Source organism: Porticoccus sp. GXU_MW_L64, assembly GCF_052983295.1.
In genome coordinates this window covers 161,335-184,832 of sequence record NZ_JBRKJK010000004.1, presented here as the reverse complement: position 1 = coordinate 184,832, position 23,498 = coordinate 161,335, and the positions used below count along the sequence as shown (strand labels likewise).

Annotated in this window: 22 protein-coding genes; 14 read left to right on the top strand and 8 right to left on the bottom strand. The window is 56.0% G+C overall.

Annotation, left to right across the window (positions count from 1 at the left end; translation table 11 throughout):
- The first annotated feature begins 40 nt into the window (after positions 1-40).
- Positions 41-769, top strand: coding sequence for a ribonuclease PH (gene rph, locus ACVBEJ_RS04040; protein WP_447128317.1), 729 nt, complete (start codon positions 41-43; stop codon positions 767-769).
- A 109-nt stretch (positions 770-878) separates the two neighbouring features.
- On the opposite strand, the gene ACVBEJ_RS04035 is transcribed toward rph, so the two are convergent.
- On the bottom strand, positions 879-1,655 hold the full coding sequence (locus ACVBEJ_RS04035) for an exodeoxyribonuclease III (protein ID WP_447128316.1): 777 nt from the start codon (positions 1,653-1,655) through the stop codon (positions 879-881).
- Between the two features lie 240 nt (positions 1,656-1,895).
- On the opposite strand from ACVBEJ_RS04035, the gene pyrE reads away from it, so the two are divergent.
- Both pyrE and ACVBEJ_RS04025 read left to right on the top strand, forming a co-directional pair.
- Positions 1,896-2,537, top strand: coding sequence for an orotate phosphoribosyltransferase (gene pyrE / locus ACVBEJ_RS04030; RefSeq protein ID WP_447128315.1), 642 nt, complete (start codon positions 1,896-1,898; stop codon positions 2,535-2,537).
- A 4-nt stretch (positions 2,538-2,541) separates the two neighbouring features.
- A complete protein-coding gene (locus ACVBEJ_RS04025; RefSeq protein ID WP_447128314.1) occupies positions 2,542-3,171 on the top strand; it encodes a hypothetical protein in 630 nt (209 codons plus the stop codon).
- 34 nt (positions 3,172-3,205) lie between these two features.
- On the opposite strand, the gene slmA is transcribed toward ACVBEJ_RS04025, so the two are convergent.
- Genes slmA through coaBC form a run of 3 tightly spaced genes read right to left on the bottom strand, consistent with a single transcriptional unit; the run spans position 3,206 to position 7,524 of the window.
- Positions 3,206-3,814: a nucleoid occlusion factor SlmA gene (gene slmA, locus ACVBEJ_RS04020; RefSeq protein WP_447128313.1), complete on the bottom strand. Its 609-nt coding sequence runs from the start codon at positions 3,812-3,814 to the stop codon at positions 3,206-3,208.
- Between the two features lie 55 nt (positions 3,815-3,869).
- Entirely contained in the window at positions 3,870-6,305 is a 2,436-nt protein-coding gene (locus tag ACVBEJ_RS04015; protein ID WP_447128312.1) for a phosphomannomutase/phosphoglucomutase, read from the bottom strand.
- Positions 6,306-6,333: 28 nt separating this feature from the next.
- Entirely contained in the window at positions 6,334-7,524 is a 1,191-nt protein-coding gene (gene coaBC / locus ACVBEJ_RS04010) for a bifunctional phosphopantothenoylcysteine decarboxylase/phosphopantothenate--cysteine ligase CoaBC (protein WP_447128311.1), read from the bottom strand.
- A 120-nt stretch (positions 7,525-7,644) separates the two neighbouring features.
- Between coaBC and radC the strand changes: the two genes are divergently transcribed.
- The 3 genes from radC (at position 7,645) to rpmG (ending at position 9,069) form a co-directional block, all read left to right on the top strand.
- Positions 7,645-8,319: a RadC family protein gene (radC, locus tag ACVBEJ_RS04005; RefSeq protein WP_447128310.1), complete on the top strand. Its 675-nt coding sequence runs from the start codon at positions 7,645-7,647 to the stop codon at positions 8,317-8,319.
- A 309-nt stretch (positions 8,320-8,628) separates the two neighbouring features.
- Positions 8,629-8,865 carry a 50S ribosomal protein L28 gene (gene rpmB / locus ACVBEJ_RS04000; protein ID WP_289152256.1) on the top strand — a complete coding sequence of 79 codons (237 nt, stop codon included), beginning with the start codon at positions 8,629-8,631 and terminating at the stop codon, positions 8,863-8,865.
- Between the two features lie 36 nt (positions 8,866-8,901).
- Positions 8,902-9,069, top strand: a complete 168-nt coding sequence (gene rpmG / locus ACVBEJ_RS03995; RefSeq protein ID WP_289152257.1) for a 50S ribosomal protein L33 — start codon at positions 8,902-8,904, stop codon at positions 9,067-9,069.
- Positions 9,070-9,270: 201 nt separating this feature from the next.
- Here the strand turns inward: rpmG and ACVBEJ_RS03990 are convergent, their stop codons facing one another.
- Positions 9,271-9,690, bottom strand: coding sequence for an ExbD/TolR family protein (locus ACVBEJ_RS03990; protein WP_447128309.1), 420 nt, complete (start codon positions 9,688-9,690; stop codon positions 9,271-9,273).
- 139 nt (positions 9,691-9,829) lie between these two features.
- Here ACVBEJ_RS03990 and mutM point away from each other — a divergent pair, with 139 nt between their 5' ends.
- Complete coding sequence (gene mutM, locus ACVBEJ_RS03985) at positions 9,830-10,645, top strand: bifunctional DNA-formamidopyrimidine glycosylase/DNA-(apurinic or apyrimidinic site) lyase (protein ID WP_447128308.1); 816 nt, start codon at positions 9,830-9,832, stop codon at positions 10,643-10,645.
- Between the two features lie 114 nt (positions 10,646-10,759).
- Here mutM and ACVBEJ_RS03980 read toward each other — a convergent pair whose 3' ends face one another.
- Complete coding sequence (locus ACVBEJ_RS03980; RefSeq protein ID WP_447128307.1) at positions 10,760-11,005, bottom strand: DUF1289 domain-containing protein; 246 nt, start codon at positions 11,003-11,005, stop codon at positions 10,760-10,762.
- A 355-nt stretch (positions 11,006-11,360) separates the two neighbouring features.
- On the opposite strand from ACVBEJ_RS03980, the gene nrdA reads away from it, so the two are divergent.
- From nrdA to ACVBEJ_RS03950, 6 genes are all read left to right on the top strand, one after another.
- Positions 11,361-13,634: a class 1a ribonucleoside-diphosphate reductase subunit alpha gene (nrdA, locus tag ACVBEJ_RS03975; protein ID WP_447128306.1), complete on the top strand. Its 2,274-nt coding sequence runs from the start codon at positions 11,361-11,363 to the stop codon at positions 13,632-13,634.
- A 150-nt stretch (positions 13,635-13,784) separates the two neighbouring features.
- Positions 13,785-14,915 (top strand): class Ia ribonucleoside-diphosphate reductase subunit beta, encoded by a 1,131-nt coding sequence (gene nrdB / locus ACVBEJ_RS03970; RefSeq protein ID WP_447128305.1) that lies wholly within the window; start codon positions 13,785-13,787, stop codon positions 14,913-14,915.
- 111 nt (positions 14,916-15,026) lie between these two features.
- Positions 15,027-15,518, top strand: coding sequence for a class I ribonucleotide reductase maintenance protein YfaE (yfaE, locus tag ACVBEJ_RS03965; protein ID WP_447128304.1), 492 nt, complete (start codon positions 15,027-15,029; stop codon positions 15,516-15,518).
- A 140-nt stretch (positions 15,519-15,658) separates the two neighbouring features.
- Positions 15,659-16,498: a hypothetical protein gene (locus ACVBEJ_RS03960; RefSeq protein WP_447128303.1), complete on the top strand. Its 840-nt coding sequence runs from the start codon at positions 15,659-15,661 to the stop codon at positions 16,496-16,498.
- Between the two features lie 25 nt (positions 16,499-16,523).
- Entirely contained in the window at positions 16,524-17,993 is a 1,470-nt protein-coding gene (locus ACVBEJ_RS03955; RefSeq protein WP_447128302.1) for a glycosyltransferase, read from the top strand.
- Positions 17,993-19,318 (top strand): hypothetical protein, encoded by a 1,326-nt coding sequence (locus tag ACVBEJ_RS03950; protein WP_447128301.1) that lies wholly within the window; start codon positions 17,993-17,995, stop codon positions 19,316-19,318. The genes ACVBEJ_RS03955 and ACVBEJ_RS03950 overlap by 1 nt, the downstream gene beginning before the upstream one ends.
- A 130-nt stretch (positions 19,319-19,448) precedes the next feature.
- Here the strand turns inward: ACVBEJ_RS03950 and ACVBEJ_RS03945 are convergent, their stop codons facing one another.
- Positions 19,449-20,279 (bottom strand): patatin-like phospholipase family protein, encoded by an 831-nt coding sequence (locus ACVBEJ_RS03945; RefSeq protein WP_447128300.1) that lies wholly within the window; start codon positions 20,277-20,279, stop codon positions 19,449-19,451.
- A gap of 304 nt (positions 20,280-20,583) precedes the next feature.
- Positions 20,584-21,543 (bottom strand): agmatinase, encoded by a 960-nt coding sequence (gene speB / locus ACVBEJ_RS03940; protein WP_447128299.1) that lies wholly within the window; start codon positions 21,541-21,543, stop codon positions 20,584-20,586.
- A 210-nt stretch (positions 21,544-21,753) separates the two neighbouring features.
- On the opposite strand from speB, the gene ACVBEJ_RS03935 reads away from it, so the two are divergent.
- Positions 21,754-23,382 carry a long-chain fatty acid--CoA ligase gene (locus tag ACVBEJ_RS03935; RefSeq protein WP_447128298.1) on the top strand — a complete coding sequence of 543 codons (1,629 nt, stop codon included), beginning with the start codon at positions 21,754-21,756 and terminating at the stop codon, positions 23,380-23,382.
- Positions 23,383-23,498: the final 116 nt, after the last annotated feature.

Sequence of the window (23,498 nt, the reverse complement as noted above, 5' to 3'; positions counted from 1 at the left end):
AAATACCCGCTTTCAAAAATTACCCACCAGGATTCAAAGTATGAACCGTCCCAGCGGCCGCCGCCCGGAACAGCTTCGCCCCGTAAAAATTACCCGCCACTACACCAAACACGCCGAGGGTTCGGTGCTGGTGGAGTTTGGTGACACCAAAGTGATCTGTACCGCCAGTGTGGAAAATGGCGTGCCGCGCTTTTTGCGCGGCAGTGGCCAGGGTTGGGTAACGGCGGAATACGGCATGTTGCCGCGCTCTACCGGTGATCGTATGGGCCGCGAGGCGGCGCGTGGCAAGCAGGGTGGTCGCACCCTGGAAATCCAGCGTTTGATTGGCCGTTCATTGCGTGCGGCGGTGGACTTGAAAGCGCTGGGCGAAAACACCATCACCATCGACTGCGATGTGATTCAGGCGGATGGCGGTACCCGCACCGCGTCCATCACCGGGGCTTGTGTGGCATTGGTGGATGCCATCGAATATCTGCGCAAAACCGGAAAAATCAAAGCCAAGGGCTCCCCGTTGACAAGCATGATCGCCTCGGTGTCTGTGGGCATTTACCAGGGCACGCCGGTTCTGGATCTGGATTACCCGGAAGATTCCAGCGCTGAAACGGATATGAATGTGGTGATGAATGCCGAGGGCGGCTTTATCGAAGTGCAGGGCACTGCTGAGGCAGCGCCCTTTAGCGCAGACGAAATGACGCAGATGATGGAACTGGCCAGGCGCGGCATTACTCAGCTGGTGAATGTTCAGAAGATGGCGCTGGCCCAGCAGTGAGCAGATCGGCGGCCAATCTGTCATTCTGAGCGCAGCGAAGAATCCCGGCACGTGCCACAAGCGATGAGATCCTTCGCTGTGCTCAGGATGACAGCCTCACAGCTATTTTTTAAAGCTCCTCAATATCGTAATCCACAATCACTGGCGTGTGCGCAGAAAACTCCCTGGCTTTGTACATCACCGCGTATTCCACCAGAGGAGCCAGTTCCCGGGAGATTATCTGGTAATCCACCCGCCAGCCATCGCCCTCACCAATAATGCCGGCGGGCCACCAGCTGAATTCGTCGGTGTCCGAGTTGCCCCGGCGGAAAGCGTCGCTGTAGCCAAGATCCCCCAGCAGTGCGTTCATCCAGCTGCGTTCACTGGTGAGAAAGCCGGATTCTTCCCGATAGTTTTCGGGGTTTTCCAGGTCGCTGTCGCTGTGGGCAATATTCCAGTTACCGCAGATAATGTAGCTGCGGCGCTTGTGGGAGATTTTTTCCAGGTGAGCCTGCAGGTCGTTAAAAAACTGGCGCTTGATCTCCTGGGATGGGGTGCCGGTTATGCCCGTTGGTGCCAGCAGTGAACCAATGCTGGTATGGTCAAAATCCGCCTGTAGATAACGGCCCTTCATGTCTTCACCGCTGGCAAAACCAAAGCCGTACATCAGCGCTTTGGGCATTTCGCGGCTGTAAATGGCCACACCGTTGGAGTCGGGGGCGGCGTCACCAAAAAAGTAGGCGAAGTAGCCTTCCAGCTCGAACCGGGACTGCCACTCCAATTGATGTTCCTGTGCCTTGAGGTTTTGCAGGCACACGAAATCTGCGTCCTGAGAGGCCAGCCAGTCAAACAAGCCTCGCTCAGCAGCCTGATGAATTCCGTCAACGCAGAGACTGATAATGCGCATAATCACCCTGATGTTTATTACAGACGGGATGCCGGTTTATTTATGATTGTGTTTAACGGCTTGTCTGTGCGTGTATGATACCCGACAATTCCCGTGACCAAAAAGCATGTAACCAGGGCCATAGACAACAGATAGCCGCTGTTTGTGCACGATTCCACAAAAATGTCGTTAATAATCCGGTGTTGGCGTTTCCCCGTTAAGGGATAATAAAGCGCCACCCCATACTCATAAGGTAGACCTATGGAAGCCTATCAGCGAGAATTTTTACAGCTCGCTATTGCCGAAAAAGCGTTGAAATTTGGTGAGTTCACCTTGAAATCCGGTCGTGTCAGCCCCTATTTTTTTAATGCCGGTGAATTTCACAGCGGTGCTGCCCTGGCCGCTCTGGGGCGTTTTTACGGCGCTGCCATCGAAGCCTCAGGGGTGCAATACGACCTGTTATTTGGTCCCGCCTACAAGGGTATTCCTCTGGCATCCACCACGGCGGTGGCACTGGCGGATCATCACGGCCACAGCGTGCCTTACTGCTTCAACCGCAAAGAGGCGAAAACTCACGGTGAGGGCGGTTCGCTGGTGGGGGCGCCTTTGCAGGGGCGGGCGCTAATCGTCGATGATGTGATTACGGCGGGCACCGCCATTCGTGAGGTAATGGATATTCTCTCCCGCCATCGAGCCACAGCTGCCGGTGTGGTGGTTGGTCTGGATCGTATGGAGAGGGGTCGCGGTGAGCAGTCCGCGATACAGGAAGTGGAGCAGGAGTTTGCGGTGCCGGTTATCAGTATTGTCACTATCGAGCACATTATTGCCTACTTGCGTGAGGATGCTGAGCAGGCACAAACACTGGCCAGTATTGTGGCCTACCGGGAGCAATACGGGGTGTAAACGGATGACAAATAGCGTAATAAAACTCAATTGGAGCAGGCCGCTTCTGACGTTGCTGGCGGCAGCCGGTTTGACGATGGCGGGGGTGTCTCAGCTGTGGGCTGAAGTGGAGGGTAGCCGTTATTACCGTTATGTGGACGGCAATGGCAGAACGGTGATCTCTACCAGTATCCCCAAAGAATTTGCCGCCAAGGGCTACGATATTCTCAGCGATACCTTTAAATTGCTGGACACTGTTGAGCCTCATGTGGTTCTCAGCGATGAAGAAAAAGCCGCTAAACAGGCCCTGCAACAACAGCAGGTGGAAGATCAATATCTGTTAAAGAGCTACAGCTCGGTGGCAGAGATTGAAGCCGCCAGAGACCGCAAAGTGGAAAACTTGAGCCGCGATATTGCCCTGATTGAAGACAACCTCAAGAGCACTCGCCTGCAGCGCGCCCAGGAAGAGCGCAAAGCCGCCAATGCCCAGCGAGGCGGGCGCGCGGTATCGGCGGGGGTGTTGAGAATGCTCGACGAGCTGGAACGCCGCGAAGGTGATGCCCAGCAAGCCATGAAGCAGCGCCGCGAGGAGCTGGAGCGGGAACGCCAGCGCTACCAGAACTACATTATCCGCTACAAACAGTTGACCCAGTAGCCCGGGTTTCGCTGCGCTGCACCCGGGCTACAGATCAAAACGGACGGCTAAACAGTCCCTGCGTCACCAGCGACCACTGATCCTGCCACCCCTCTGTGGGTGGTTTTTTGAACCCACTGCGCACAAATTGACTGATGCGGCCTTCGGCCAGGGCCAACATCAGGTTGGCGCTGCTGCCGGTGGGCAGGCGAGTGCGTATGCCCTGGGTGACTTCCGCCTCCCGCAAAATCTGTTTGATTTGTGTTTCCATACGGTCGAACAGCTGAACCACGCGAACGTGCAGGCGCTCGGTTTCCCCGGTAAGGGCGTCGCCGTTGAGAATGCGGGTGATGCCGGGGTTGCGCTCGGCAAAGGTCAGCAGCAGGCTGAGAATGCGCTGGCAGCGGATTTCGGCGCTGTTTTCTTCCGACAATATCAGGTTGATGCGAGTGAACAGGGTTTCTTCAATAAAGTCGATCAAACCCTCGTACATCTTGGTTTTGCTGGGAAAGTGGCGGTACAGCGCCGCTTCGGATACCCCCACCTCCCGCGCCAGGGCAGCGGTGGTAATGCGTGCGCCGGGGGCGCTTTCCAGCATTCTTGCCAGCGCCTGAAGTATCTGCTGGCGGCGGGGGATGGTTTTGTCGGGTTCGTTGGAATTCATTGTTATTGTAAAAATCCAGTGCTTGAAAAATTCGGTGTTTTAAAAATCCGATGTCTTAAAAATCTATATCCAGGTCGGGCTTGAGTCCCAGCAGCTCGTTTTTGATGCGTTCCGCCATGGCCTGCATGCTGTCCTGGTCGCCGCCTTCAAACCGCAGGGTGATCTCGGCAGAGGTATTGGAGGCGCGCACCAGGCCCCAGCTGTCGCCATCTTCAATTCGCAGGCCATCTACGGTGATCAGCTTGCAATCCTCAAAGGCGGTGCTGTCTGCCAGGGCTTCCACCAGGGCGAACTTTTCCTGCTCCGGCACCTGAACCCGGTATTCGGGACTGGCCTCGGCACCGGGCAGGGTGTCGTAAATGTCGTCCAGACTTTGCTCCCTGAGGCTGATGATTTCCACCAGCCGGGCGGCGGCGTACATACCGTCGTCGAAGCCGTACCAGCGGTCATTGAAGAATATATGGCCGCTGTACTCGCCCCCCAGGGGGGCATCCAGTTCGGTGACTTTCTCGCGCATAAAGGAGTGGCCGGTTTTCCAGACCACCGGGCGACCTCCGTAATTGCCGATCAGGGCATTGAGGCGGCGGGTGCTTTTTACATCGAACACGATGTCGGCTCCCGGCTGGCGGCTAAGCACATCGCGGGCAAAGATCATCATTAATTCGTCGGGCCAGACAATGCGGCCGCTGGCGGTCACGGCGGTAATGCGGTCGCCGTCGCCGTCGAAGGCCAGTCCCAGGTCCGCTTCCTGATGCACAACCATCTGGATCAGGTCCTGCAGGTTGGCCTCCACGGAGGTGTCCGGCGGGTGGTTGGGGAAGGTGCCATCCACTTCGCAGTTCAGCGGGGATACTTCGCAACCCATCTGTTCCAGTAATTGCGGGGCAATGGGGCCGGTAACGCCGTTGCTGGCGTCCACCACAACCTTGAGATCGTCGGCGGGCACCGCATCCTCGATGATGCGTTCGATGTAATCTTCCACCAGGTCCAGCTGGCTTTCCTGCCCGGAGCCGCTGAGGTAATCCTGTTCCAGAATGCGCGTGCGTAACCCGCTTATCTGCTCCGGGGTTAGCGGTACGCCCTTGATGGACATTTTAAAGCCGTTGTACTCCGGCGGGTTGTGGCTGGCAGTGACCGTTACCCCGGAGGAGGTTTCTTCCAGGTGGTTGATGGCAAAGTTGGTCAGTGGCGTGGGGCCTTGTCCCAGGGCAATCAGGTTGCAGCCACTGGCGCGAATGCCCTTGATCAGTGCCCGGTAGAGGCCGGGGCTGCTGGTGCGGCCATCGTGGGCCACCACCAGGCTGTGCTCCCCCTGTTCCTGTGCCAGCGAACCCAGGGCTTGCCCCAGATGAGTGGCCAGTTGCTCGCTGACCTGTTTGCCGTAAATGCCGCGGATGTCGTAGGCGCGGAAAATTTCTTCCGGCAGCTCATCCGGGGCAATGGGGTCTGCGGCGGCGGTTTTGCTGTTGTCCTCTGCCAAATCAAACACATCGCCGTCAGCGCTCTGTTTTTCTTCTGCCTGTGGCGCTTGTTTGGCGTCTTTATTGGCCGCACTGGGTATGGTGGACAGAAAAGACGTGGCGGAGGCGATTTCTTCGTCTTCCTGCTGTTGCTTCTTGCGGCGGCTGTCTTGTCTGGCTTTGATTTCCAGGCCGCGCAGAAGCGCCAGCCGGGTGCCTACCCAAGCGCCAATCAGCAGGGTGACGGCGAGCACCGAGTAAAACAGCCAGAGTTCCGTGTCGCTGGCTTGCAGTTGTTTCAGCGAGGGTTTGAAGGCCACTTTCCAGTGAGGCAGTGTGCTGTCTACCTGGTGGCTTGGAGAATTGTGTTCGGCGCTGCCCTGGGTGATAAAAGCGCGGGACGGTGTGCCGGCCAGGTGTTGCGTGAGCCGTGCCTGGCCGTCGACGCCGTTGTCGGCAAGTAACCCGGCCAGGTGGCTGGCGGGGAAGCTCACCAACAGGCAGCCAATCACATCCTGTTGTTGGTTGGAGGGTTCGCTGGGGCTTACCCGGGTAGCCATCAGAATGTGCCACTGGCGCTCCATCAGCATGGCTTCCGGCGATACCGTCTCCCCATCCAGCACCCGGCGGGCCAGGTCCAGGGCGACAAAGTTGAGTTTGCGGGCATTGCCGGTGTCCGCACTGGTGATCAGGCGGCTGTAGGTGGCGCCGTGCATCAGTTCGGTAACGCTTTGTTCCAGCTTGCGGCGGTCATTGTCGCTGGCTTTCAGGGCCATGGCGGTGAGTGGCCGCGCCGCCAGTGATTGCAGTTGTTGCAACTGGTCGGTGATAAAGCGGTCGGTGGTTCGCAGCGCATAACCGGCCCCCTGCCGGGCCAGACTGGTGGCCCGTTGCTGGGCGGGGTCAGCAACGATGGTGGTGTACAGGTGGTAGCAGGCAAACAGCATCAACACAAACAGGGCGACCGCTCCCCAGAGGGCCAGCCGGGTATTGGTTTTGAGCAGGGATTTGGTTTTTTTTGTGTCTGCCATGGTCGTGTTCTGAAGTATTCCGTTACTGTTAAAGTAACTGCGCCAAGCGGCTGATCAGCTCTCTGGCCAGTACCTGTTTGTTGAGTTTGGGCAGTTTTTCAATACCGCCGGGGCTCACCAGAGCCACCTGGTTGTCGTCGCTGTTAAAGCCAATGCCATCGCCGGTAATGTCGTTGGCGATCACCAAGTCCAGATTTTTGCGCTCCAGCTTGCCGCGGGCGTATTGCTCCAGATTTTGGCTTTCGGCGGCGAAGCCGATGGTAACCGGTCGCTGCTCCATGGCGGCGACAGAGGCCACTATATCCGGGTTTTTGGTGAGTTGCAGAGTGATCTGGTCTCCGCTTTTCTTGATTTTCTGGTCCGCCATCTCAACCGGGCGATAGTCGGCTACCGCTGCGGTGGCGATAAACATATCTGCCCCGGCTGCCGCGCTCGTGGCGGCAGCGTGCATTTCCAGGGCGCTGACCACGTTAACCGTGGTTACCCGCTGTGGCGCGGGTATATTTACCGGGCCGCTGATCAGCACTGTTTGCGCTCCCGCTTCCGCCGCTGCAGCTGCCAAAGCATAGCCCATCTTGCCAGAACTGTAGTTGCTGATATAGCGCACCGGGTCCAGAGGTTCGCGGGTGGGGCCAGCGGTAATTACCACCTTTTTGCCCGCCAGGGCGCCGCTTTCAAACAGCCCGGCGGCACAATCCACCAGTTCCAGGGGTTCAAGCACCCGGCCCGGGCCCACATCGCCACAGGCCTGGGTGCCTTCGGCCGGGCCAAAAATATGAATGCCGCGTTGCTGCAACCTGGCCAGATTGTCCTGGGCGCTTTGCTTGCGGTACATGGCCTGGTTCATGGCGGGAGCGACCGCAATCGGTGCGGGGCAGGCCAGGCACAGGGTGCTGAGCAGGTCGTCTCCCTGGCCGTTGCTCAACCGGGCAATAAAGTCGGCGGACGCCGGGGCCACCAGCAGCAGGTCGCCCCAGCGGGCCAGTTCAATGTGGCCCATGGCGGCTTCGGCATCGGTATCCAGCAGTGAGGTGTGTACCGGGTTGCCCGACAGGGCCTGCATGGTCAGGGGGGTGATAAATTCACAGGCGGCGGGGGTCATTACTACCCGCACATTGGCGCCCGCGTCTTGCAGGCGACGCACCAGGTCGGCGCTTTTGTAGGCGGCAATACCGCCGCTAACACCCAACAGGATGCGTTTATTGCTAAGGGAGTTCATTCAGGTTCCTGGACAGATACGGCAAAAGCGCTAAGATACCTGTTAGTAATGCAGATGGAAAGTCGCGACAGTGAGCATTTACTGACCGGGCTTTCTTCACGGATGACACAGGGAGGATGTATGGCAATTCAGGATTGGCCCGAGGGAGAGCGCCCCAGGGAAAAACTCATTCAGCGTGGCGCTGCTGCACTCACTGACACCGAACTGCTGGCGATATTTTTGCGCACTGGCAGTGCCGGGAAAACCGCTGTTGATCTTGCTCGGGAAATGCTGGCCCACTTTGGCAGCCTGGCGGGGCTGTTGAGTGCCAGCAAAGCGGATTTCTGTGCCCTCAAGGGTCTGGGGGGCGCCAAGTACGCCCAGCTTCAAGCCAGCCTGGAACTGGCCAGCCGTCACTTGCAGGAGCGCCTGGAGCGCCAGCAGGTGTTTACCAGCCCGGATGCGGTGTCGTCATTTCTGAGATTGCGTTTGCAGGGATGTCGGCAGGAAATCTTTGCCGGGTTATTTCTGGATTCCCAGCACCGCCTGATCGCCTTTGAAGAACTGTTTACCGGCACCATCGACAGCGCTGCCGTATACCCCCGCGAAGTGGTGCAACGGGCCTTGGTTCACAACGCAGCGGCCATCATCCTGGCCCACAATCACCCCTCTGGCGTGGCCGAACCCAGCGAAGCGGATGTGCGCATTACCCAGCGTTTGAAAAGCGCGTTGGATTTGGTGGATGTGCGCTTGCTGGATCATGTGGTGGTGGGGTTTGGGGAAGCGGTGTCGCTGGCGGACAGGGGAAGGTTGTAGCTGCGGGCTACGGGTGTCGGGCTTCGAACTGACCCGGCGAGTTTGTCATCCTGAGCGCAAGCGAAGGATCTCGGTGCGGAAACCTGGTTTGGGATTCTTCACTGCGTTCAGAATGACAGCTTGCTCGGGCTGCTCGCAGCCGAAATATATTTGCTTGCAAACAACCTTTCTGGTATAAATCGCGCCTCTTTTGGGTCGGCACTTTGTGAATGCCTGCTGGCCCGCTGAAAAACACGGTAAATTTCCAGGCCATTGCCCCCGATTCACTTCGGCGCTGGCGGTGGAATTAAAGGGTATAGAGGCAACGTCATGTCTAAAGTATGTCAGGTTACCGGCAAGCGTCCGATGACCGGTAACAATGTATCTCACGCCAAGAACCGCACCCGTCGCCGGTTCGAGCCGAACTTGCACACCCACCGCTTTTGGGTGGAAGGCGAAAAGCGTTTTGTGAAACTGCGCGTATCCACCAAAGGTATGCGTATTATCGACAAGAAAGGCATCGACACGGTGCTGACTGAAATCCGCGCACGCGGCGAAAAAGTTTAAAGCGCCCGCGGCGTTTTTTTGTAAAGGAGCAGGCTCATGGCCAAGTCAAATCGCGACAAGATCAAGCTGGTGTCCAGCGCCGGAACCGGTCACTACTACACCACTGACAAAAACAAGCGCACCATGCCGGAAAAGATGGAGATGAAAAAGTACGATCCCACCATCCGCCAGCATGTGATGTACAAGGAAGCCAAAATCAAGTAATTGATACGTTTCTTGAGTGCGCAAGACCCCGGCTATAGGCCGGGGTTTGTGTTTGTGGGGTTCTTGTCGAGTGGCTGGATGTCGGAAGTCAGAGGTCTGAAGCGGTAGTCTTCGGCACAGTGCCGCATCAGACTTCAGGCCTCCGACGCCAAGCCATAAAAAAACCGGCCATTGGCCGGTTTTTTTAGCAAAGAGGTAACGCTATTCATCAATAAAGCTAAGGCTGATGTCTCCGCTGGGTACTTCCGCTTCCCGGGCCTGGTCAGCAATCTCGATAAATACCCTTGAAGGTGCTTGTTTGTTGGCTTGAACAATTACCTTGCCTTCCGGACTTTCCGCTCGCAGCCGCTCCACGTTGGCGCGCACCGAGCGGATGTCTACCAAACGGTTTTCCATAAATATCTGGCCGTCGGCGGTGATTTTAAAGACAACGTTTTTAACTTTATCTGACTTTTCTGGAGGATTGTCTGAAGCCGGTGGCTTGTTGAGATCAATCCCCACTTCTTTTACAAAAGATGCTGTCACGATAAAGAAGATCAGCATGATAAATACAACGTCCAGCATGGGGGTCAGGTCGATTTCTGACTCGTCCTCACCCTTTCTGCGCTTTCCTAGTGCCATTGGATACCCTACCCTTGAACCGCTGTGAGTCAGTTGGCCAGCATAACCCGGCGCTGCTCACTAATAATTGTGATGGATTGTATTGGGCGGCTAGTATGCCAGAAATATTTTTCCCGCCACAAGGAAAACAGGAGAAAAAATGCCCGAATTGCCAGAAGTAGAGACCACTTTGCAGGGAATACGTCCCTATGCTACCCAAAAAAGGGTATCCGATGTGGTAGTTCGCCAACCCCGGTTGCGCTGGCCGGTTGCGGAAAACCTGCCGCAATTGCTGGCGGGCAAGCGGGTTGCCGGCCTGCTGCGGCGCGGCAAATACCTGTTGTGGCGCTTTGATCACGGCCATTTGATGATGCATCTGGGCATGTCTGGCAGCCTGCGGGTGGTGCCGGCAGCGGCAGCGGTGGGCAAGCACGACCATGTGGATATTGTGATGGCCGGCGGCCGCGCCATCCGTTTTACCGACCCCCGCCGCTTCGGGGCGGTGCTGTGGGTTGAAGGTGAGCCCGGCGAGCACCCATTGCTGCGCCATCTGGGGCCTGAGCCATTGAGTGAGGTATTTGACGATGACTACCTGTTCCGCCGCTCGCGCAAGCGCAAGTTGCCAGTGAAAAGCCTGATTATGGACAGCAAAGTGGTAGTGGGGGTCGGCAATATCTACGCCAATGAAGCGCTGTTTGCAGCGGGCATTCACCCGTTGCGGGAGGCGGGGCGTATCTCCCGCCAGCGTTATGGAGTTTTGGTGCAAACCATTAAAGATGTATTGGCGCGGGCCATCGAGCAGGGCGGCACTACCTTGAAAGACTTCGTCGGTGGTGACGGCAAGCCCGGTTATTTTGCCCAGCAATTATCAGTGTACGGCCGTGGCGGTGAACCCTGTAACCGCTGCGGCAAGGCATTAAGGGAGGTGCGCCTGGGCCAGCGGGCGACGGTGTATTGCGGGAGTTGCCAAACATAAATAAAGGTTTGAGGTGACAGGGCGCGCTGCGCGCTACAGGTAACAGGTGGTGCGGAGTGACCCTGAGCGCTGTAGCGCGTCCTGTGAGCAGGCGAAGCCTGCGGCCTGTATCTTTTACTCAAACAGACTGTGCTGCAAAATCACCTCATCCTCTTCCTGAACAATACTCTGCCCCTGTTCGTAGCGCCGTTGGCGCACCGCGCAGGCGCGCACAATTCTGCGCTTTACCGGGTCTTCCAGCTTGTTCCAGTGTTGGCGTTCGTCGCGGCTGCGAAAGCAGCCATAGCAATAGCCGCGGGGCCCGCTTTTGCAGATGCCCTGGCAGGGGTTGGGGATGGCAAAAAATTCACATTGTTCCACGGCGGCCACTGTACCCGCATTGGCAAAAAAACCTCAAGTTTTGATTGAAATTTGTCGCTATTTGCCCTGTTGTTGCCTCTCTTGTTAGTGCTTCCTTACACTCATTCTTCCGTGTGAATTTTGTGCAGACAAAAATGCAAAATCATCTATATGTAGTATTGCTGTGACGCCTCTAACACATTATATTGTGTCTCCAGCAGGTGCTGACACTGTTGCGAAATAACAATAATTCTCGAAAAAGTAACGATATACAGGGATGTTGCCAGTAAAAACAGCGAAGTTGCGGCCATCTGCGTTTACCTCTGATAAATAACAAGCAATCATCAAAAAAATCACTATTCTCAGTGGGCAGGCAATGAACAGTAGCGATCTGAAAGTCACCAAGCGCGATGGCCGCACCGAAGCCATTGATCTCGATAAAATTCACAAGGTAGTCGATTGGGCGGCAGCGGGGCTGGATAACGTCTCGGTGTCGGAAGTGGAGCTGAAGGCCCATTTGCAGTTTGTGGATGGCATCAAAACCGCCGATATTCACGAAACCCTGATCAAATCCGCCGCCGACCTGATTTCCGAGGAGCGTCCGGATTATCAATACCTGGCGGCGCGGTTGAATATCTTTCATCTGCGCAAAAAAGCCTACGGCCAGTACGAACCACCCACCTTGTACGAACACGTGGCCAAACAGGTGGACGCCAAGCGTTACGATCCCAACCTGCTGACGGATTACACCCCGGAAGAATTCGACCAGATGGATGGCTTTCTGGATCACACCCGCGACCTGAAGTTCAGCTATGCGGCAGTGAAGCAGCTGGAAGGCAAATATCTGGTGCAAAACCGGGTCACCGGCGAAATTTTTGAAAGCCCGCAGTTTCTCTATGTGTTGATTGGCGCCTGCCTGTTCGCCAGTTACCCCAAAGAAACCCGCATGGACTACATTCGCCGTTTTTACGACGCGGTGTCCCTGTTTAAAGTGTCCCTGCCCACGCCCATCATGTCCGGCGTGCGCACTCCCACCCGCCAGTTCAGCTCTTGTGTGTTGATTGAGTGCGGCGATTCCCTGGATTCCATCAGCGCGACCTCGGCGGCCATTGTGCGCTACGTCAGCCACCGCGCCGGCATCGGCGTCAACGCGGGCAAAATCCGCGCTTTGGGCAGCGAAATTCGCGGCGGCGAAGCCTTTCACACCGGCTGTATTCCCTTTTACAAACACTTCCAGACAGCGGTTAAAAGCTGTTCCCAGGGCGGTGTGCGCGGCGGTGCCGCTACCTTGTTCTACCCCATCTGGCACCTGGAGGTGGAATCCCTGCTGGTGTTAAAGAATAACCGCGGGGTGGAAGAAAACCGGGTTCGCCACCTGGATTACGGCGTGCAGTTCAACAAGCTGATGTACGAGCGCCTGATTAAAGGCGGCAACATTACCCTGTTCAGCCCCTCCGATGTGCCCGGCCTGTACGATGCCTTTTTTGAAGACCAGGAAAAGTTTGAGCAGCTGTACCGTCAGTACGAGCAGGACGACAGCATTCGCAAGAAAACCCTCAAGGCCGTAGACCTGTTTGGCCAGTTTATGCAGGAGCGCGCCTCCACCGGGCGCATTTATTTGCAGAACGTGGACCACTGCAACAACAACGGTCCCTTCGACCCGGCCAAAGCGCCGGTACGCCAGTCCAACCTGTGCCTGGAAATTGCCCTGCCCACCGCGCCGCTGGAAGACATCAACGATACCGATGGCGAAATCGCCCTCTGTACTCTGGCGGCCTTTAACCTGGGGGCACTGGATTCCCTCGACGACCTGGAAGAACTGGCGGACTTGCTGGTGCGCGCCCTGGACAGCCTGCTGTCCTACCAGGACTACCCGGTGGCCGCTGCCGAAAAAGGCTCCATGGATCGCCGCACTCTGGGTGTGGGGGTGATCAACTACGCCTACTACCTGGCCAAAAATGGCGCCAAATACTCCGATGGTTCCGCCAACGGCCTCACTCACCGCACCTTCGAGGCCATTCAGTACTACCTGTTGAAAGCATCCAACCAACTGGCGCGGGAATTTGGCACCTGCCGCAAGTTTGAAGACACCCGCTACGCCCGGGGCGTTATGCCCATCGATAACTACAAGAGCGACCTGGACAGCATTTGCGACGAGCCGTTGCACCTGGATTGGGAAGGTTTGCGCGAAGACATCGTTCGCGACGGTCTGCGCAACTCCACCCTGACGGCGCTGATGCCCTCGGAAACCTCCAGCCAGATCAGCAACGCCACCAACGGTATTGAGCCGCCCCGCGGGTTTGTGTCGGTGAAGGCCTCCAAAGACGGCATTCTCAAACAGGTGGTGCCGGAGCTGGAAAAATACCGGGATAACTACGAGTTGTTGTGGAACATGCCCGGCAACGATGGCTACATGCAGTTGGTGGGCATTATGCAGAAGTTTGTGGACCAGGCGATTTCTGCCAACACCAACTACGACCCGGCGCGCTTCCCGGACAAAAAAGTGCCCATGAAACTGCTGCTCAAAGACCTGCTGACCTGCTACAAGCTGGGCCTGAAAACCCTGTACTACCACAACACCCGCGACGGCGCGTCCGACAGCCATATGGAAGAAGACGACGGTTGCGCAGGGGGCGCGTGCAAGATTTAAAAATTCCCGTCATTGCGAGGGAGCGCAGCGACCGCGGCAATCTCCATCAGTGCGCTGCCAGCTTCACGAGATTGCCGCGTCGCCTTTCTTTACAAGAAAGGCTCCTCGCAATGACGGGCTGTAAAAACGGAATATCGAGAGTAGTTATAGATGACCTACCAAACTTTTAACCGCAACGAATTCAACGCTCTGGAACAGCCCATGTTCTTTGGCGAGAACGTCAACGTGTCTCGTTACGATGTGCAGAAATACGCCATTTTTGAGCAGCTGATCGAAAAGCAATTGTCGTTTTTCTGGCGTCCGGAAGAAGTGGACCTGTCCAACGACCGCAGCGACTTTGCCAACCTGCCAGAGCACGAAAAGCACATTTTCGTATCCAACCTGAAATACCAGACCTTGCTGGACTCGGTGCAAGGCCGCTCTCCCAATGTGGCGCTGCTGCCCATCGTGTCGCTGCCGGAGCTGGAAACCTGGATCGAGACCTGGTCATTCAGCGAGACCATCCACTCCCGCTCCTACACCCATATTATTCGCAATATCGTCCCCAATCCCGGAGAAATTTTCGACGATATTATGCAAAACGAGCACATTATCCAGCGTGCTATCAGCGTCACCCAGTACTACGACGACTTGATTGAGGGTGTGAACAACTACAACAACTTTGGTGTTGGCACTCACAATATCAACGGCGAAGAAGTGGTGGTTGACCTGCGTGATCTGAAGAAAAAGCTCTACCTTACCGTGGCCTCGGTGAATATTCTGGAGGCGATTCGCTTCTACGTCAGCTTTGCCTGCTCCTTCGCCTTTGCCGAGCGCGCCAAAATGGAAGGCAACGCCAAGGTGATCAAACTGATCGCCCGCGACGAGGCCCTGCACCTTACCTCCACCCAGCACATGATGCAGATTTTTGCCCAGGGCAAAGACGACCCGGAAATGGCAGACATTGCCCGCGAGTGCGAGCAGGAAGTGATCACCATGTTCACCGACGCCGCCCAACAGGAAAAAGACTGGGCGGATTACCTGTTTAAAGAAGGCTCCATGATCGGCCTGAACAAAGAAATCCTTTGTCAGTACGTGGAATACATCACCAACCAGCGCATGCAGGCGGTAAACCTGCCCGCGCCGTTCAACGTAAAAAGCAACCCGCTGCCCTGGATGGACGCTTGGTTGGTGAGTGACAACGTGCAGGTGGCGCCCCAGGAATCGGAAATCAGCTCTTATCTGGTAGGGGCCATCGATGCGGAAGTGGACACGGAAGAATTTGGCGAATTTTCTTTGTAAGGGAGTCTTTGTAAGAGTCGCAGTAACGTAACCCGTCATTGCGAGGAGCGTAGCGACGCGGCAATCCCGTGACTTTTACTGCGCTCTTCCCTGATGACGAGATTAGTTGTCATGCCCACCCATAAAGCCGACACCAACGAAAAGAACGACTTCCAATTGGACAGCACTTCCGCTGCCCAACCCATCTTTGAACTGGAGCCCGACCCCGTGGACCTGTTGTCATACGACAGCGCCGCCTTTGAGCAGCAGGAATTCTTTATTCCCCTGGGCAATGCGGAGCAGCCGGAAGAAACCCCGCAAATTGAGCTGGATGGCATGGCCAAGCCCGCTTATGGGGTGGCGGTGGTCAATATCAACGGTGACGAAACAGCCCGGGCAGTGGTGCAATTTCAGCATGCCAACAACTTGCTGGAATCCCTGGAAGCGCAGGATGTGTACGTGCCTTACCAGTGCCGCGAAGGTTACTGCGGCAGTTGTCGCACCCAACTGGTCAGCGGTGAAGTGGCATACCTGCAAGCGCCCATGGCCTGGGTTAACGACGACGAAATCCTGCCCTGCTGTTGCGTGCCGAAAACGGATTTGCAGTTGAAGTTAAAAGGTTGATGTTAGACATTCCTCAATAATTTTTCACACTGCCCCGCCGTTAATTCCCATCCGGAACTTTTCCCCTTTCGCACTTTCTCAAAGCTAACTCGTAACGTCAGACAGGCGATACAACTACTCGTTAGCTCGGAGAAATATCCATGAAAAATTCCATCAAAACTTTAGGGATGCCAGTGTTGGCATCTTTTTTAATCGCTGGCAGCCAAATGGCACAGGCTGGCGCCTGGGTTGGCGAAAAAGGTTCTGGTTACCACAAGTTGGCCTACAACAGTTTTGATGCGGACGATTTTTTTGGCGACAACGACGGCTTTGAAAATTTCCAGAACGATTCCATTTCCTATTATTTTGAAACCGGTTTGGGCAACAAACTGGCACTGTTTGGTTCCCTGTCTTTTCAGGATTTGGAGCAAACTATCTCCGGTCAGGAAACCTCATCTTCCGGTTTAAGTGATCTGGAGTTGGGCCTGCGTTACAGCCTGGTGGACAGTTCCGCTTACGTGTTGTCTGCGGCATTTACCTTTAAAGCCCCTTACCTGTACGACGAAGACGACGCCTTGCCCCGCGGCAATGGACAGGAAGATTATGAAGGCCGGCTGCTGTTTGGAAAAAGCCTGAATCGCTACGGGTATTTTGGTGCAGAACTGGGCTACCGTTTGCGCAGCGGTACACCTTCCGATGAAATTCGTTACCTGTTGGAATACGGTTTTAACATTACAGAGAATGTGTACTTTCGCACCAAACTGGATGGCACAGAAAGCGCCAATAATGCCAGTGTGTTTTTGAACAGCACCGGCAATTTGTCAACTCCGCAAGAATTTGATTTGGGTAAATGGGAGCTTACGGCCGGTTGGAATTTTGGTGAAAAAGGCCGTTATGGAAAAGGCAAGTACGGCATCGAATTTACCTACACCCAGGATGTTTACGGCGATAATACCTTGGACGGCGACACCTTCCAGGTTGGCTTTACCTACTCGCACTGATTAAAAATCACCGAAAGTAACCTTTATGTTTACGTCCGTTTTCCTGGTTTTGCTGGGTGTGCATTTTTTATTGCTGTTATTTTTAAGTTTGACTGGCATACACCGTTTGTCATTGATTTTTCGCTGGCTGAAGTACCGAAAAAACCTGCCGGCAGCCAGCGAAAAATTTCGGCTTCTGCCTAAAGTCACCATACAGATTCCGCTGTACAACGAACGCTTTGTGGCCCGCCGGGTGGTGGATGCCATGGCAGCGGTGGATTACCCGCCGGAGTTATTGCAAATACAAATTGTTGACGACTCCGACGACGACACCAGCGATATTATTGCCGAGCGAGTCGCTTATCATCGCCGCAATGGTGTAAATATCGATCACGTACAGCGAGAGCTCAGGCACGGGTTTAAAGCCGGTGCCTTGGCGGATGCCATGGAATTTGCCAGCGGCGAATACATTGCCATTTTTGATGCCGACTTTGTGCCCAATGCGTCGGTGATCCACGACGCCATTCACCAGTTTACCGACCCCAAAGTTGCCATGGTTCAGCTGCGCTGGGGGCACCTGAATCTGAACGATTCCCACCTCACTCGCATACAAGGTGTTGCCCTGGATGCGCATTTTGGTTTGGAGCAGTGGGTGCGGGGCGCAACCGGTGCGCTCTACAATTTTAATGGCACCGCTGGCATCTGGCGCAAAGCGGCGATTATTGATGCGGGCAACTGGAGTGCCGACACCCTCACAGAAGACCTGGATTTGAGCTACCGCGCCCAGCTTCGCGGCTGGCAGTTGCGTTACATGCCGTCCGTTGAATGCCCCGGGGAACTGCCTGCGGATATGAATGCCTTTAAAAGCCAGCAACATCGCTGGGCAAAAGGTGGCATTGAAGTAATGCGTAAACTGCTGCGCTCGGTGTGGCGGGCGCCGTTGAGTCTGGGTACCAAACTGGAATCAACTTTTCATCTGGCCAATAACATGGCCTATCTGATTATGATGATCGACACGGTGTTTCTGCTGGTGCCCAGTTTGCTGATTCGTGAGCACCTGGATATCGGCTATACCTACTGGCTGGATATGCCCATGTTGTTGATGTCCACCGGCGGCCACCTGGCGTATTTTTTGTTTGGCCAGGTAGTGCTGGGGCGCTCAGCCTGGTTTGCCATTTCCAAAGCTCCGGCCATGTTACTGCTGGGTATACAGCTGTCCTTCAATAACGCTCGCGCTGCGGCGGAAGCCCTGCTCGGGCAGCGCAGCCCCTTTATCCGCACACCCAAAGAAGGCGATCAAAAAACCGCTGCCAGCAAAGCGACAAAACAGCGCTACCGGGCGGTGTTCCCCAAGGGCACCATTATTGAATTGCTGCTGGGCTGTGTGTACGGCGTTGTGTTGGTGTGGGCCCTGTGGCAACAACTGTGGCTGGCATTGCCTTTTCTGCTGCTGCTGAATATCGGTTTTCTCAGTACCGCCATCAGCAGTATTCGGGCGGCACAGCAGGCCAATTGATGTTACTGCAAAAACCGCGGCTGTTGGTGAGTAGCCTTTTTCTGGTTGTTGCTTCAGTGTTGCTGGCGTTCCCAATTGCGGGGTCAGTGGGTGGCGATGGTGTATTCCCGGCAGCGGATATTGGCTTTTGGGTTTGCCTGCAATACACCGCGATGGCTTTGGGCATGTTTGGCGTCTGGCGTTCCTCAGTACACTGGACCACGCAACAATTTCGCTGGCTGATAGGGCTGGCATTGCTGTTGCGCCTGTTGCTGATACCCGTGGATAGTTATACCTCCAACGACATCAAACGCTACCTGTGGGACGGCAAGGTGGCACTCAGCGGTTACGACCCCTATCGCACAGCACCGGCCTCGCTGCCGCCATCACTGCACGAACAATGGGCGCCACCCCCCGAGCACAATGCCTACCCTTCGTTGTACCCACCGTTGGCCATGGGCATGTTTTCCCTGGCGGCCACGGCTGGCCCACAGGGAGCATTCTGGGTGTGGAAAATAGTGGTTTTTTTGGCCGGTGCCGGATTGTTGTTGGTGGGGTGCAAGCTGCTGAAACAGCTGGGGCAGCAGCGTCATACGGCATTGTTGGCACTGTCGCCCATCCTGGTATTGGAGGGCGGCATCGCTGCACACCTGGATATTTTCAGTGCACTGGCCATTGTGGTTGCTATTGTCTGCTGGCTGCAGCGCCGCTACACGTTTGTTGGGGTTGCTGTTGGTCTGGGTGTATTGGTGAAGTTGTTGCCCATTGTACTGTTGCCGGTCATGTGGTTTTTGCTGCACCAGTGGCCTGCTCGCTGGCGGTTGCTTGCGGGTTGCTTGTTGACACTGCTGGTCGGATACGGCGTTGCCTTTGCGTTGGGTTGGCAGCCGGCTGGAATCCTGTTGGAATTCTTTGACAAATGGCGTTTTGGCTCACCACTGTTCGTGCTGATTGGTGTGTTGATGTCGGAAACAATTCGCCCGTTGGTGATCGCAGGGCTGGTGGCCTTGGGCATGTGGCTGGCGGTATCTGTTGGCCGCCGGGACGCGGTCAGAGGTTTTGGCTTGGCGCTAATGGTTCCGCTGTTACTCAGCCCGGTGGTGTTCCCCTGGTATTTATCGGTATTGGTAATTTTTAGCGCTCTCAGACCCGGGCTGTTTCTGGCGGCCTGGTTGTTATTGTTGCCACTGAGCTACGAAGTATTGGGCGGTTGGCTGAGCGAGGGCGTATGGCGGCCGGCAACATGGGTATTGATGGTAATTTTGGCAGGGTGGCTGTCGGCCATCGCTTACTGGCTGGTGAGGTTTTCGCCATTTAAACCAAGTCCAAAGAAGGTTGGTATTTAACTGCATAGTATTGGTGTGGGACATAAACCTGGAGCGCCTTGCTGTGACGCGCTGCAAGTACATCCATGTAAGCTCGAGGCCAGCATCCTTGCTGGCCACGGTCACAGCAAGGCACTCCAGGTTCACGTCTTCACGTTTGGTGGGATAGCAGCCTTTGGTGAAACCCGGACATTGCCGGAGTTGCCTGTTCAAATACTTCTTCGATCATATCGAAATCCAGGGTGCGCACTCCGGTAATTTCCGGTTTTAGATAAATCGTCGGTGGTGTTGTTTTCAGTCGCTGCCGGTCAGCATTTTCCAGCAGAATGTCAAAGGTGCCCAGTACTGCATCCAGCAGTCCTGGAACGGCTTCTTTTTTCTGTGGAACCCGAGTGGGTGCCACGTCAACGGCGATGGTTTGGTCGCACTCTGGTGGCAGCAGGTCGTAGGGCAGGTTGTTGGCTATGCCGCCGTCTACCAGCACGCGGCGATCAATTTCCACCGGTGGGAATACGCCGGGTATGGCCATGCTAGCCTTTAACGCGGGCAACAATTCGCCGGAGTCAAACGTCACCGTGTCACCACTCCAAAAATCTGTGGCCACTACGCGCAGCGGTGTTTTTAATTCCTCGAAGGTGCGTACTTCAATCAACTCCAGAAGGTATTGCAAGGCGTTATCAGCACTGAGAAAACCGCCCCGGCGCAAAGTGGGAGTGGCCAGTTTCAGCCACTTCAATAAGTCGGATTTTTTCGCAAGAATATTTTTCAGGTCATCACCCTTGCGGATGATATGGCGGTTGATGCCGGCGTGAATGTCGGTGCCGGATAAGCCAGACGCATAGAGCGCACCAACAATGGCCCCCATACTGGTACCGGCAATGGCGGCGGGCTTGATGCCGCACTCGTCCAGAGTTTCCAGCGCCAGAATATGTGCCAGGCCGCGCACGCCGCCACCGCCTAATGCAATCCCGATTTTTGTCATAGGTCAATTTCCAGGTGGTCAGTTGGACTGGGGGAGGGGGCAATGCTTCAGGCCGTCTGCGGCAGGGGTGCCGCAAAAGAGCCTACATGGATGTATTTACGGCGTGCCTGGAAGCATTGCCCCTCCTGGCGTAGCGACTATTAACCCGGCAATAGAAAAGGCGCCCTGCCTTTTCTATTGCGCGCTCAATAAAACCTGACGCACTTGCGCGGAAGTGCTTGATTTTATTGAGCTCGCGCTGGCTACGCCAGCGGCGGCACATCCCTGTGCCGCATTATTAAACGCAACCTATAAGGTTGCCGGTTTAATAATCCCTTCTCTCACACCCCGGAAAGCTGCACAGCATTTCAAAAATCAGATTGGCCGCCAGCAGCGCGGTGTTGCCACTGGTGTCGTAGGGCGGTGACACTTCCACCAAATCCGCACCCACCATATTCAGCCCCCAGCAGCCGCGAATAATTTCCAGTCCCTGAGCGGTGGTGAGGCCACCGGGTTCCGGGGTTCCGGTGCCGGGGGCCACGGAGGGGTCCAAACCGTCGATATCAAAACTCAGGTAGCAGGGGGTGTCCGGGCCGATGCGTTCGCGAACCTCTGCCATCAGTGGCTCCAGGGATTTGTGCCAACACTCCTCCGCCTGTACCACCTGCACACCGCGATGGCGTGCCCAGTCGAAATCCTCGGCGGAATAGCCGGTGGCGCGCAGGCCAATCTGGGTCATTTTGTTGGGGTCTACCAGGCCTTCTTCGATGGCGCGGCGAAAAATGGTGCCGTGGGCAACTTTTTCTCCGAACATGGTGTCATTGATATCCGCGTGGGCGTCTACGTGAATCAGCGCCATGGTGCCGTGCTTTTTGTGCAGTGCCCGCAAAATCGGCAGGGCGATGGTGTGGTCGCCACCGAAGGAAACGGTTTTTGCGCCTGTGGCCATAACGCCGTCGTAGTAGCTCTCGATGATGTCGATGGATTTTTCCAGGCTGAACGGGTTAACAGGCACATCGCCGATGTCCGCTACCTGAAAACTGTCAAAAGGCGCGGCGCGGGTGTACATACCGTAGGGGCGCACCAGTACCGATTCGGTGCGAATTTGCCTGGGCCCGTAGCGGGTGCCGGTGCGGTTGCTGGTACCAATATCCAGCGGTACGCCAATCAGGGCGATATCCAGCCCTTCGGCGGTTTGTTGTAGCGGCAGGCGAAACAGTGAGGCGATGCCGCCAAAACGGGGCATTTGGTTGCCGCCCAGCGGTTGGTTATATTCGTTATTCATGGCATTGTGGCTCTGAATATCACGTAATTTATATGTAACTATTCAGCTCACGCGCCAAAACGCGCATAGCTGTGTTAAAAATTGATCATTTACACGTGTAAACTCAGCACGTATTTTCTCAATTGAGTCGCCTTGCCCTGCACGTTTTGGCACGCAACCTGAACAGTTACAGGACATGCTGAATAGTTACCATTTATATGAGGTTAGCGTATGCGCGCACAGATGATGGATTACCCACTGACGGTCACGTCAATTATGCGCCACGCCCGGCAGGTGCATGGTCGCACAACTGTGGCATCAGTGACAGTGGATAACCCCAATCAGGCATATACCTGGGGCGATGCCTTCCGGCGCGTCGATCAGTTGGGCAACGCACTGCATCGCCTGGGTGTGAAGCCCGGCGACCGCATTGCTACTCTGGCCTGGAATGATCACCGTCATGTGGAACTGTACTTTGGCATCGCCTGCCTGGGCGCGGTGTGCCACACCATCAACCCGCGCCTGTTTCCGGAGCAGGTGGCCTACATCATCAACCACGCCGAAGACCAGTGGCTGTTTGTGGACCCTCTTATCGCCCCCCTGGTGGAAAAATTGCATGCCAATCTGCCCGGTGTAAAAGGGGTTGTGTTGCTCTGCGATCGTGCCCATATGCCCGACACGACTCTGCCCAATGCACTCTGCTACGAGGAGCTGTTGTCCGCAGAGCCGGAAGTCTTCGACTGGCCGGAACTGGACGAGAACAGCGCCGCCGGACTTTGCTATACCTCTGGTACCACCGGCGACCCCAAAGGCGTGCTCTACAGCCACCGCAGCACCGTGCTGCACACAGTGATGATCGCACTGCCAGATGTGATGGCTGTGAGCAGTCGCAGTGTGGTAATGCCCCTGGTGCCCATGTTCCATGTCAATGCCTGGGGAGTCGTGCATGCGGCCGCCATGACTGGCGCCAGCCTGATATTGCCGGGGCCGAAAATGCTTGACGGCGAGGTGATCGCCGGGCTGATTAACCGTTACCAGGTAGATTATTCCCTGGGGGTGCCGACTATCTGGCTGGCACTGGTGGACTACCTGCAACGTACTGGCGAGTCGGTTACCTCGCTGCAAAAAGTGGTGGTGGGCGGCGCCGCCTGCCCGGAGTCCCTGAAGCAAGCCCTTGAAAGTCTCGGCGTCAGCGTTCGCCCTGGTTGGGGTATGACCGAAACCAGTCCACTGGGTGCTTACTATATGCCCCCACCGGGATTGGAGAACCTGCCCGCCGAGCAGCAGGGCAAATATCGCCAGAGTGCCGGACGCGCAGTGTTTGGTCTGGAAATGAAAATTGAAGATGCCCGGGGCAACGAGCTGCCCTGGGATGGCGACAGTGCCGGAGAGTTAAAAGTGCGTGGCCCTTGGGTGGCAAACGGCTACTACAAGCTGGAAGGTGCCGACGACCGCTTTGATAATGGCTGGTTTGCCACCGGCGATGTGGCCACCATTGATTCCGATGGCTATATGACCATTACCGACCGGGTGAAAGACGTGATCAAATCCGGCGGCGAGTGGATCAGCTCCATCGATGTGGAAAATGCCGCCATGAGCCACCCGGCGGTGGCAGAAGCGGCGGTGATTGGCATTCCCGACCCCAAGTGGACGGAGCGGCCACTGCTGATCGTGGTACTGCATCCGGGGGCAGAAGCGGATGCCGAATCTGTGCTTGCGTCGCTGCGCGGCCAGGTTGCCGACTGGTGGATACCCCAGGCCTGCGAGTTTGTGGATGAGTTGCCCCACACCGCCACCGGCAAAGTCAGCAAGAAAACCCTGCGGGAGCAGTTTGCCGGTTATACCCCGGCAAAACTTTGAATAGCGACTGTGTCCGCCAGAGCTGCCAAAAAGCAAGGCAAATCAACCGCTTGAACGCCCCGCTTGGGGCGGTCACAAGAGGCGTTCTATTCCTACCCCCCAAGGGTAGAGATTGG